We start from the raw sequence: 11931 nt of genomic DNA, 5'->3' as shown, positions 1-11931 counted from the left end.
TCAACACACATCATTTTAAACTCATAACTATAACGCATAAAAATACCCTCCTTACTGGTTGTCCAGTAAAGAGGGTACATATCAAAGTAAACCTGTGGTTTAAAATTTTTTATTCAGTTTTCCAGTTCTGCTTCGCAAGCTTGTACTGGGTCATCTTCCTCTTGGAAACTATACGCTTATGCTTCTTTGCCTCAGCCCGCTCCGCAGACCGGTCAGGAAGAATGCCACAGGCCTCAAGGGCTCTCGGCCATGGCCCAAGGTAGGATTTTATCCAGCCAACCTGCTCCGGTGTAAAGTCTGACTTTTTCGGATATCTTCCAAGTGAAATATATGCGTCCAGAAGCATCTGACAACATTCTTCACGTGTATAGCCAGCTCTCTTGTTCTCCATACCTCTTTCCTCCGGATCATCTCTGCGTTTCTATGGCCTGAGAATTATTTTACTTTGACAGACTTCACTGAGCTGCCAAGTCCCATGTATCTCTTGCCATTTATTGTCTTGTAAGCTCTTACTCTCACATAGTATCTCTTGTTCTTTGCTAGATTCTTGATAGTTGCACTGCCATACTTTGCGCTCACATACTTTGTCTTTGCAGACTTAAAGTTCTTGTTTGTAGCATATGTTATCTGATATCCGGTAGCACCGCTTACCTTCTTGTAGGTCACCTTAAGACTTCTGCTGCTGTTTGATGCAAGCTTTGTTATTGATGACTTTGCAGGGGTAACTATCAGCGTTACGATTCCGCTTGCCTTGTTGTAATTGCTGTTGCCTGAGACAGTGATCTTTATCTGTACTCTGCCCGGCTTCTTGGTTCTCACAAGACCTGACTTGCTGTTTACTATCGCAATATTCTTGTTTGTTGATGAGTAAGTTACAGTTCCCTTACCAGCAGCCTTAACAGTTATATATCTATTGTATACATATAATGTGTTGCCTGTCACTGTCTGGTCTGCCTTATTGATCTTGAAGGTCTGCTCAACACTGCCTGTATAATCGTTCTTACCTGTTATAGTTACCTTGGCTGTTCCGGCGTTCACGTTATTTGCATACGATGCTGTATAATCAGCCGCCTCAAGTTTCTTACCGTCAACTGTTACTGTAACCTCAGGCTTCTGTGCCTTGCCTGTATATGTCACATCTGCAACTTCTATAACTGTGTTGTCCTTTGTGAGTGTAACCTTTGTATCCGGCTCCTCTGGCTCTACAGGGACCTCCTTGACTGTTATCTTGATAACGATCTGTCCAGCCTCGTAGTTCTCTGTTCCCTCAGATGAAACTGTGATCTCAGTCTCACCGACAGCCTTGACTGTCACACGTCCTGTCTCAGGATCTACCTCTGCCACCTCTGGTGCAGATGATGCAAATGTAAGTGTACCCTGTCCTGTAACCTCGAGATCAAATGGCTCTGCATTTTCAAGAACCTCGATCTCAGTCTTTTCTGTAGTTATCGTCTTTGTAGACTTCTTTATCTCGAACTCGCCCTGAATTGTACCAGAGAACTTACCAGTTCCCTTTACTGTACAAGTACCCTTTCCGGCATTTACGTTATCACTGTATGTAACCTCATAGCTGCTTGGATCAAGCTTCTTGTCATTTACATATACGGTAACTTCCGGTGTGAGCTCCTCTCCAGTGTACTCTGCGTCTGCTATCTCAAGCTTTGTATTGTCCTCAGTGAGTGCTGTCACCGCCATGATCTTGTACCATGCAGTTCTTCCACCTCTTGATGTGATCCTGCACACAACATCATTTGTCAGGTTGATCTTGGCTGAAAGTCCGTCAACCACAACATAATGGCCATCCGCAGTTGTCTTGTATGTCATGTCAAGCTTTACAAGATCTGCGCTCTCCGGCAATACAACACCGACCTCAAATGGATCAGCCTTTGTTCCTGTTCCATTCAGAACCTCTCCATTTGCCTTGTATGTGTAGATAGAATTCCAATTCTCATCGTATTCTGTCTCTGTGGTAAATGTTATCTCTGTTCCATCTATTGTCATGGACTCAAATGTAGGAAGTCCTGAGAATGATGCTGCTACATCTGCTCCTGTGAGCTCATAGTGAAGCTCGATAGTGTCGTTATCCTTTGCATCCAGTGAACCAAGCCCACCGTTGTCAAAGTCGTCTCCGTTGTATGACAGCATCCATCCTGACATTGAGTAGTCAGCAACTGATGCAAGTCCGTTTACAGATACGATATATGGGCCATAAGCTGACTCCTGAATATCGTAGGCTATTCCGGCATTATCCAGTGCACGCTTTACAGCGTCAACCGCGGAAGCTGCCTCAACCTTTGTGTTCTCAAGGATAACTCCATCCTTTGATGCACCATTTATTCCGGCTGCACTTGCTGTGTAGTCATATACACCTATGTTGAAGATAGTAACTCCGTCAATTACAGTTCTTACCTTCTTGTATGTCTCTACAAATTCTCCATCTTCTGCTGTCAGAGGAACATTTGCCATGATCTCCGCTGCAGGTGCCACGTTCAAGATGGCCTCTCCGTCATTGATCTTGGTAACTGTGTCAACTGTGAGCTTCTTGACTGCCTCTATATTAGCAGCCGATACATATGAAGCCTGATCCTCTGTGATGCTCTCATCTGCTGCGGCTGTGCATGAATATGCAGATCCTGATATTGTCAGATCCTCTGAATAGCCTGCAAATACGCCTGTTGTGGCTGTGTCGCTGCCATTTACAGTTCCTGCGCTGTAGCAGTCTGTGATCTCCACGCCTGCGTCATTTGACGTATTACCCTTGAAAACACCTGCAATACCGCCTGCATTTGTCTGGCCTGTGATCGTTCCTGCATTGTAGCATGAAATGATCTTGCATCCAGGATCCTGTGGATAGTATTCATTGTGGCTTCCGAGTATTCCACCAACATTTGTCTTGGCTGTGATGTCACCATAGTTTGTCGAATTCTGTACGCAGATATTTCGGCTGCTCATAGATCCTATGATTCCGCCGACGGTACCACCGTTTTCTGCCTTAATAGTTCCATGATTTACACAGTTCTCAATCACTGTGTTGCTTATTTTGTTCGTGTTACAGTATCCTACCAGACCACCTATCGAAGCTGATGTATTTGTGCCTGTATAAGTGATATTTACTTTAGATGTACAACCTGCTACTCTTGCCGGTGCATCTGTGGTTCCCTGATACAGGTATCCCACAACCGCTCCTGCTGCAGTCTTGGTGCTCATGATGATAGTTCCCTCTACTGTGAGGCTGCTGATTCTTGCACCCGCCTGTCCAAATATTCCTGAGTAGCCTATATCATTCTGATACAGATTGCTGATAGTATGTCCCTGGCCGTCAAATGAACCCATGTATATGGCACCCGATGTACCTATTGGTGTCCAGCTATATCCTGCAAGGTTGATATCCGCTGTGAGCACTGCATTTATGTCGACCTTCTTATTGACATTTACCTCATTTTCAAACCAGTACAGCTCTGCACCTGTGCTGATCTGGTATACTCCGTCAACCTGTTCGGGCTCGGTCTTGCTCTCGCCATCCCAAGCAGTTGCACTTGACGCTGTGAGGCTGATGGTCTGTGACATCTCGCCGGAAGTATCCTCCGGGATCTCAAATGTTCCCTCGGCATACATGTATCCGGCACACTTCATAGTGTAATTGTACTGTCTGCCTGCAAGACCATTGAAGCTGCCGTCCTTTACTGTTACGGGATTTCCTTCAGTATCCTTTATGCTTACCTTATATCCTTCTACTGCTTCGTTTGTAGCACCATCCACTACATCAAGCTTTACCTGGACAAAGTCTGTCTTTGCCAGCTTAAATGACATATCCGGGAGACTTCCAAGGTATGCCACACGTACGCTTGCTGCCATCTGTACAGGCTTTCCTGTTGCATGGCGGACCTCTCTGTGTGAACCGTATGGCGAACCGAATCCGCCCTCATACAGAACTCCGCTCAGCGTGTACTCGTCACCTGCAAAATACTGAGGTATCTTGACTGTAACTGTCTGGGCAGCAGGATATGATGCAAATGCATACTGGTTGCTTGCTCCTGAGAATTCATTTCCTTCACCATCTGACAGTTTTATAGTTCCGGCCATGTTGTAAATTCCTGCAAGCTTGTTGGCCGGAATATACAGACCATCGTATGCCTTCTTGCCATCCTCTGTACGCTTACCATATGAAACCTCTATGGTATCACCGGCTCTGAGTTCATCTGCTGAGATCTCGTCACCATCAGCGTTCTTATATGTGTATGATACCGGGACTTCCTTTGCACGTACTACCTGATATGTGCTAACTCCGTCCTTTGTCACCTTTATTATGTTTGATCCCTCTGTGAGACCGCTTACAGTGTAGCTTCCATCATCATTCTTCTTGACATCTGCTGTTGTAAATCCACTGTATGTAAGCTTGTTTCCCGTGATCTGTGGATGAAGAACTGATACTGCCACTCCATCCTCCGGTGTAAATGTGTACTCTGCACCGGCTGCTCCCTCAAGATAATACAGAACATCGATCTGTGCATCCAGATTGTCTACAGCAGTCTTAGCAGTCTCTGTGTTGCGTCCTGCATTTAATGTCATATTTGTCTGAATGTCTGAGCCGTCATTTCCTACAGTGAATACGACTACACCTGTGTTTTCAGGCCAGATCGCACTGAAGAATGAACCGCCCATACCAGGCTTGTTGATCTCTGCATCATAGGTTACGAGAAGTATCGCTGTTCCCTCTGACTTTGCCTCGATCTCTGCTATCTCTGAATGCTCGCCAGGTACAACGCTGATCACATCACTTGATGGGTTACCATTCTCATCGATAACTGTGTAGTGATAATCAGGCTCTGCTGATTTTGCATTCATGATACCCTCTATTGCCTGCCAGTTACGGAAGCACTCAAGGTGATACTTGTCACCCTTCTGCATAGCAATATAGCCCTTCTCATTTGAAGTCATGTAGATATCAGCTACATCTGAGCTGTTGGCTGACATGTCATGTACAACTGTGCCAGGGCCATATGTGCTGTCGCCGATGTACATATCCTCGGCTGTTACCTTGTACTCAGCATCTGTGGTTGTGGAGAACCAGTTCCAGTATGTCACTCCCTCTCCACCAGTTACACGGTAGTAATATGTGATACCACTTCCAAGCTTATACTTGTATGTGTCATATCCGGCATCCTTGCTGTCTATCTTGATGCCAGCCTCATCCTTATATATATAGTATGTTGAAAGTGTACCAACTCTGAGCTCAGTTCCCTCTGGAACTGTGAACTCTACTGTCTTTGCCGCTGCAAGGGCTACTGAATAACCGTAGCTTCTGTTGGATGTAAGTGTGTTTGACACAGTCTTAGAGATATAGTCATCTGCTCTATCTCCAACCGGATCATATGTCACCGACACCATATCAGCATAGTAGAACAGTCCTGCATACTTTGCCCAGGCGTCATCTGACCCCTCCCTGGTCTTTACAAACTCTGCATGTCTGTCCACATTGTCAGGAGACATAACTTTACCTGTGACGGTATAGTCAACGTCTTCCTTCCAATATTTTTTGTTGCCATCTACAGTGTCATAACCTGTACATGCTATATCTGTGATGCTGTATATGCTGTATGACTGCTGTGGATCGTCTGTGACTACGAGATCTATAGATCCCATATCTGTCTTCTCGTCACCGCTCTTCTGATATGCTGACAGACGGTATGTACCCGGCTCAAGCTCAAGGGTATACTTGCTGCCATCAGGCTCTCCAACTTCAATCTCATTGCCCTCTGAATCAGCCAGAGTCATGTAAGGAGCAGAATAATTCATGGTTACAGATACTGTATTTCTCTTGTCGCCACTGATCTTCTTCTCAACTGCCTGAACCTCATCTGCAGTTGCAGTGAGATCTGTCATGACCGCCTGAACCTCTTCACATAGAGCCTCATCCTTGGCTATCTCATCTGCATGCTCTGCATAGAGCACATAGAGCTCTGTCTTGTCCTGAGTCTCATAGTATGCATACTCAGAGTCAAATGTATTCTTATCCGGATTGTAGCCATATCCCAGATCTGCGCCATAATCTGCGAGTGTGAACTGCCAACGGATAACGTGTGTATTGTCTACTCCGGCTGCAGAATCTACCTGATATTCTCCTGCGCCGACATTTCCCATTCTATTGTCAACTGTGTTCATCCAGCCAGACATGCTGAAATAGTCAAACTGGCCAAGATCTTTTCCAGTCTTGTCCTTAAGCTCAAGTGCCTTTCCATTCTTCTTCTGATAAGCATCCTTAAGCTCCTGTGGAACATTTGCAGCTCCCTTATCAATGCCCTTTACGTTGGCAAGATAATAACTGGAACTGTTGTATTTGTCTGTTCCTGAAGGTTCTGTTTCAAGTCCCTCTTTCTTGAAAAACGCGTAAGTTGCCTGTGATACGGTAAGCTTAGACAGGTCGATGTCTATGCCTTCCTCTTTCCAGACTTCACCGATCTCTTTGTAGGACATTCTCTCTGGCTCGATATAGAATCCCTGGCCAAGAGTAAATCCCTCAAGAGACAGCACAACGTACTCAGTGCTGTAATCAACTTCGCCATCACTCTCTGCGGCGGCAGCCTGAACATAGCCCCAGCTTGCATTTGAAGCAAATGGTGCCACTAAAACTGCGCATGCCAATAAGAATGAAAGCATCAATGTCCTGATTCGTTTCATCTCCTATTTTCCTTTCTTTATTTAATTGTAGGTTATAAAGCAGGGAATATGTATTCTGCTTTTCCCACGCCCAAAAGCTAACAGATGAACTGTCGTGTCATCCGCATCCGGGTACTCCGCATATCCCGGCTGTCTGTGTCTGTCAGACGCCGTCACGCGGCCGGAAATCTCATAAAATCTGCGGGCATTCTGACTGAAAGACACAAGTCTTAACACAGTAATGGCGGTTGCACCGGAATCTCACCGAATTTCCCCCTGATCGGATGCTTTTCAGGACGGCATCCGAGCAGATTTTCACTATGAAATCACAGGGTTTATAGTAATTGTGAATCGGGGAATTGTCAACTCCAAGTACCACTTAATGTATTTTTTTGTCATATTTTATTAGTAAGGTGAGATATGTGTTTTATCCATATCACACATTTCTGCATAATATGTAAGTAGAGAGAAATTACTGAGAATACCTTTGGATTTCATTCTGCTGTCCACAGCATACATTTGGTTTACAAATCCTCCAAGCCATGATAACATCAAGAAATCGAAGGATGTCAAAGAGATGCTATCAGAGATGGTTGAGGAAGAGAGAAACCGTAAGAAAGTCACAAGCCGGGTATCCCTATTTTATAGAGATATCCGGCTTTTCTTCTAACTCTTATTCTGATTACTTTTTAGTTACGGAAGCCAGCTTATTCTGACCTCTTTGAGCTGTCCTGTTGTATCGTCAAACTCAAATGTATAGCCGCTGCTTCCCATATAAACCTCAGAATCTACACTGTACTTGACTATCTTGCCATCTACTTCTGCATTCTCGCTGCACTTTTCAAGCAACTGATCCTTGGTGATAGTTGTAGGGAATGAGAAGTTCACCTGCTTTGCACCGTCAAGCATCATCTCACTGATCTCTGCATTCATGCTGGCATCATAATCCGGGTTTGGCACAAAAAGGTGTGAATACCTTACATATGAGAGAACGCAATCCTCTGCCTTCTGCTCACCGTCAGTAAAGTTGCCAAACATAAACTGCATCGTTACGTAGTCATTGATTTCTGCTGTGTATCTGTCAGTTTCGTAATTTTTATTTACATTGTTGCCACTGTTATTGAGAGAATTCTGCTCAAATGGTATTCCACCGTCTATAAGATCCTTCAAGGTGGACTCACCTAAAGTGAATTTCTTTCCATTATATACAAATGACCTATTGTCAAGATCTGCGTAATTCTCGCTGAGTCCCGATGCCAATGTAAAATCCTCATATACAGGCATCGTAAATTCTGTGGATTCCTCACTGTCATCACTGTAATCGGTTTCATCTGCATATGAATCATCAGATTCAGTATCACCTGTATCCTCAGCCTCAGATTCCTCCTCCGTTGCCATTTCCGTTTCGGTTACCTGCTCTGTTGACTCCGTCTCTCTGGTGGATTTGCCATCATTTCCACATCCAACTATAGAAATTCCCATCACCACCGTGATAAGTCCTGCAATCAACATTTTCCTGTTCCTCATATAATAATCCTCCTTAAAACCTAGTGGCTTTATTATTGAGAATGTCACTATATTTTATCAAGCCGTAATCGGTTGCAACCAGGCAACTATGGGTAGCAAACCGGAATTATAGGGATTTTCGTCACTTTTTTGCAATCTATAGTGCTTATTTCTCCGTAATGTTCATGAAACTATAATAAGTGTCTCTGTCCATGGCATCCGGATTATCATCGGCAAATCCGCTGACTGTATATATGTTTCCATCCTTTAGATCAGCATATGCATTAAAATAGTATGTGATATTTCTCTTGCCGTCCTTTATATATAAGGTCGAATATGTGTAGTAATAAAATGTCACACCATTTACCTCACACTGACCTTCCTCTGTTACCTTTGATATTCCGGCCTCGGTCTTTCTGTCTGCCATATCAGATGCTGTCATCCAACTATACGGTACGATCGAAGTCACAACCGTGATCTTATCACCGTCTGAATAGTATGTCTTACCTGACAAATCCTCATTCTGAAGGCTGTAATTTTCAGGGATTTCATATGACACGGTAGTATCTCCATTCACGACACTGTCCACTACTCCCGTCTCCATAGCTTCGTCCTCCTGCCAGTATGAGCCTGTCATATCATTTGTCTCATCTGTGGGAACGGCCCCCGCAACAATGGCCACAGCTTCATCGGCAGCCTTCTCATATACCTCAGCTCTCTCCGCCCCGCTCAGCGCATCTATATCTATCTCATCAAATCTTATCGAAGTAAAGAAACGCTGCCCTTCCCCGGCATCACATATAAGCTGATAAAAATATGATCTGTCGAACTTCGCACCTCGTTCATTTGCAAGACTCGCTATGTATCTGATATATTCCTTCCCCTGTATCTCGAACTTCTCAGGCTCCAGCTCCATCACATAACCTGCGTCCTCAATATTTTTCTTGCGCTGCTCTCTGTTGTCCCAGAAATCCGCCATCGTCTTATCCTCCACATCGATCTGTATCAGATAATCATCACAGCTTCTTATATTAAGGCAGCCACTCTCATGTATGATTGCCAGTCCTACCGGCTTCACAGAGAAGGCATATCCCTTGAACACTATATGCCAAGGCTCTGTCTCATCGTCAGCTATTTTATTTCCATCCTGTTCAGTTTCACTTTTTTCTTCCGTCTTCCGCGCACTGTTCAGATCAATAACGCCCATAAACTCAAGAGCGACAAATGCAGCTCCCGCCAGTATACATGCTATTACGATCGCGCAGACAATTTTTTTACATTTTTTCATCGGCTGTCTTATCCTCAAATATGATCTGAAGTGTATCTTCTTTCTTCATCCTTCTTATCTCAAGTCCAATGAGGATCAGAAGAATAATAAACACCAGCATGACAAATGATGCGGCAACTATGGTTGATGTCTTGTAATTCAGAAACAGACCATCACCGTCCACCCCTGTGTACAACTGTATGTAATCTCCATCCCGTACCCCCGGTACATCAAGCCACACAGTATCCATGATCTTTCGGCCATTGTCATCCAAATATGCCAGATCAGCTTTTGTATACTGCTGATACACCTTCTCCACGCGCACATTTCCGTTCTTATCTGAATGGCTGATCCACTCGTTCCTCACAAACAGCACCGCCACCACAATTACACAGAAAACGCATATGGCTGCCATCACGCAAAATAATATTTTCAATCTGGCAAGCCTGCCTTTTCCCCTGAGATTCTTCAGATGGACAGCATTATTCGCTGAAGTCCCATCCCCAGACACCTCTTCCGGCGCCTCCGGCTCATCACCCTTTCCATATATAAGTTCTCCAACCTGTACATCCAGAATCTCACATATACACACAAGCCTGTCCAGATCAGGATACGCCTTATCCCTCTCCCACTTGGACACAGCCTGTCTGCTGACTCCCATCTTTTCCGCAAATTCCTCCTGATTCAGCCCGGCTTTCTTCCGGTACTCCTGAATCCTGGATCCTATAAGCAGCATTTGTTTTCCTCCTTTTTCCGAATATTCGGATTGACATTCATATTGTTAATAAGTTCTTTTAGAGAATTGGCAATTGGCTTATCTTCCACTTCTCCATCTACATACATATTTTCCCAATCTTTAGCCATTGAAATCAAACTATTTTCATAGAATAATATGTCATCACTAGAATCTCCTTCCTTTTTCAAAACGGAGAATAATACAATAATTCTTTAGTATTACAATATCCTCTAATACAAGGATGCCAAAACAGATTAATATAATCATTAATTTCTGTAGGTAATGTATATCCATATTTTTCTTCAAATACAGACAAATCTGTTTCATCTTTCCTCTTAACAAGAAATACACCCTTATCAATTCCCTTTTTAATACCATCACAAATAGTACTAAAATCTTCATTTGAGTAATAATTAGGATATTGCTTCGTTTTTTCAAAATAATTTTGAATAGTTTCTCCCATGTCTACATACCTCAATTTAATAAATCTTGTAACAGTAAAAGGTGTCAGGTGTTACAGATCCGCCATGAGAAGCCATTTCCAGATTGGTATGACCTCTATATCTATACCGTCATATTCAAGATTTGTCTTGCGTGCAAGACAAAAACATAAGTAAATTGTTCTCTATTAAAGATAGTAGGATCACCTTCTCTATCAAGTTTTCAAATACATCTCTGTCAAACTTTTCAAGATACCGATTTTCTTCCAAAACTCTTCTAAATTCTTTCAGTCTGATACGATAAACTTTTTCTTTGTTTACGCTATTTTTCAAACTTTCAATAGCTGCTTCGTTTGTTGCCAGCTTTCGAGCTAATTCTAAGTCTTTTGCTTCATATACATCTTGTGCAACACTTCCATCAAGATATTTTTCCAACAAAATACTTCTCTTAGATCTCAAATTTGTATCAGTGTTCTTTGCTTTCTCAAGCTTTGATTCCACACTATCTTCTGATAATACTTTATCAACTCTTTTTATGAACTCATCTATAACATCGTTGTTATTATCACACAACTTACGATATGATTCAATAAATGCCTTTTCTAACATAAGCAGAAGTATTTTCTACTTCCTGCTGTGCCACAGAACTTAGAATCGTCAATAAAAACTCTCCATCTTTTAAGCTATGTATTTTTTCCACTTCAAAGTACACATCTATATTTCGTTCTTTCAGCATCCTAACATACTTTAATGTGTCTAATGTATTTCGTGCAAATCTTGGTATGCTTTTGGCAATGACCATATCAATTTTACCATCCAGGCAGTCCTCAATAAGTCTTTGAAAATTCTCTCGCTTATCAACCTTTGTTCCTGTAATAGCTTTATCCGCATATACACCTGCCATTTCCCATTCCTTGTTGCTCTTGATTAAATCAGTGTAATACCTGACCATTGAATTATAGCTTTTAATCTGATCCTCATCATCAGTACTTCTTTTTTATTTGAACTTCTGGACAATTTGTCCAAAAGCTGCTTTCTTGTTCTTTGTCCATGAAAGGACAAAAAAGAGCATTCATGCTTTTACACATAAATGCTCTGACGCTGTTTTATTATAAAATTGTCTTAGCTGTTGTTCCCTACAAACTTGAAGTTATACACATCTACATTCCGTTCGTAATATACATGACTATCTATAATCCTTTGGTATCTGAGCAAATTTTTTCAAAAAGCTTTCTCTGATATTATCATTTACAAACAATTCTCGCAACTCTTTCTCATTTTCTTCTCCTAAGGACACATATTGTTGCAAAAATATTTTGGTTAAA

9 protein-coding genes and 1 riboswitch are annotated in these 11931 nt (G+C 42.7%); all 9 genes read right to left on the bottom strand.

Translation table 11 applies throughout. From position 1 onward, the window contains the following. Positions 1–109: 109 nt before the first annotated feature. A complete protein-coding gene (locus tag OCV54_RS14385) occupies positions 110–391 on the bottom strand; it encodes a homing endonuclease associated repeat-containing protein (RefSeq protein WP_055224696.1) in 282 nt (93 codons plus the stop codon). Between the two features lie 44 nt (positions 392–435). After that, positions 436–6678 (bottom strand): autotransporter outer membrane beta-barrel domain-containing protein, encoded by a 6243-nt coding sequence (locus OCV54_RS14380; RefSeq protein WP_242859667.1) that lies wholly within the window; start codon positions 6676–6678, stop codon positions 436–438. Between the two features lie 162 nt (positions 6679–6840). Continuing rightward, a riboswitch (cobalamin riboswitch) is annotated at positions 6841–6983 on the bottom strand. Positions 6984–7350: 367 nt separating this feature from the next. Continuing rightward, a complete protein-coding gene (locus OCV54_RS14375) occupies positions 7351–8184 on the bottom strand; it encodes a hypothetical protein (protein WP_055224694.1) in 834 nt (277 codons plus the stop codon). A 145-nt stretch (positions 8185–8329) separates the two neighbouring features. Further along, positions 8330–9451 carry a hypothetical protein gene (locus OCV54_RS14370; RefSeq protein ID WP_015534233.1) on the bottom strand — a complete coding sequence of 374 codons (1122 nt, stop codon included), beginning with the start codon at positions 9449–9451 and terminating at the stop codon, positions 8330–8332. Beyond that, positions 9438–10166: an XRE family transcriptional regulator gene (locus OCV54_RS14365; RefSeq protein ID WP_055224692.1), complete on the bottom strand. Its 729-nt coding sequence runs from the start codon at positions 10164–10166 to the stop codon at positions 9438–9440. The genes OCV54_RS14370 and OCV54_RS14365 overlap by 14 nt, the downstream gene beginning before the upstream one ends. Then, positions 10154–10354, bottom strand: a complete 201-nt coding sequence (locus OCV54_RS14360) for a hypothetical protein (RefSeq protein ID WP_262563548.1) — start codon at positions 10352–10354, stop codon at positions 10154–10156. The genes OCV54_RS14365 and OCV54_RS14360 overlap by 13 nt, the downstream gene beginning before the upstream one ends. Next, the gene (locus OCV54_RS14355) at positions 10351–10629 is read right to left on the bottom strand and encodes a hypothetical protein (RefSeq protein ID WP_055224690.1); all 279 of its coding nucleotides are present in this window, start codon (positions 10627–10629) and stop codon (positions 10351–10353) included. Before OCV54_RS14355 ends, OCV54_RS14360 begins: the two co-directional genes overlap by 4 nt. Positions 10630–10744: 115 nt before the next feature. Then, complete coding sequence (locus OCV54_RS14670) at positions 10745–11215, bottom strand: hypothetical protein (protein ID WP_055224689.1); 471 nt, start codon at positions 11213–11215, stop codon at positions 10745–10747. Continuing rightward, positions 11193–11558 carry a recombinase family protein gene (locus OCV54_RS14665; protein ID WP_055224687.1) on the bottom strand — a complete coding sequence of 122 codons (366 nt, stop codon included), beginning with the start codon at positions 11556–11558 and terminating at the stop codon, positions 11193–11195. The genes OCV54_RS14670 and OCV54_RS14665 overlap by 23 nt, the downstream gene beginning before the upstream one ends. Positions 11559–11931: the final 373 nt, after the last annotated feature.

It is taken from the genome of Coprococcus aceti, assembly GCF_025567285.1.
Classification (GTDB): domain Bacteria; phylum Bacillota; class Clostridia; order Lachnospirales; family Lachnospiraceae; genus Coprococcus; species Coprococcus aceti.
Note: the sequence above shows the minus strand (reverse complement) of the source record. Positions and strands in the feature narration are given on the sequence as shown.

Bases quoted from the DNA above. Each gene is read 5' to 3' on its own strand.
- OCV54_RS14385 (WP_055224696.1), bottom strand. From the start codon at position 391: ATGGAGAACAAGAGAGCTGGCTATACACGTGAAGAATGTTGTCAGATG.
- OCV54_RS14380 (WP_242859667.1), bottom strand. From the start codon at position 6,678: ATGAAACGAATCAGGACATTGATGCTTTCATTCTTATTGGCATGCGCA.
- OCV54_RS14375 (WP_055224694.1), bottom strand. From the start codon at position 8,184: ATGAGGAACAGGAAAATGTTGATTGCAGGACTTATCACGGTGGTGATG.
- OCV54_RS14370 (WP_015534233.1), bottom strand. From the start codon at position 9,451: ATGAAAAAATGTAAAAAAATTGTCTGCGCGATCGTAATAGCATGTATA.
- OCV54_RS14365 (WP_055224692.1), bottom strand. From the start codon at position 10,166: ATGCTGCTTATAGGATCCAGGATTCAGGAGTACCGGAAGAAAGCCGGG.
- OCV54_RS14355 (WP_055224690.1), bottom strand. From the start codon at position 10,629: ATGGGAGAAACTATTCAAAATTATTTTGAAAAAACGAAGCAATATCCT.
- OCV54_RS14670 (WP_055224689.1), bottom strand. From the start codon at position 11,215: ATGTTAGAAAAGGCATTTATTGAATCATATCGTAAGTTGTGTGATAAT.
- OCV54_RS14665 (WP_055224687.1), bottom strand. From the start codon at position 11,558: ATGGTCAGGTATTACACTGATTTAATCAAGAGCAACAAGGAATGGGAA.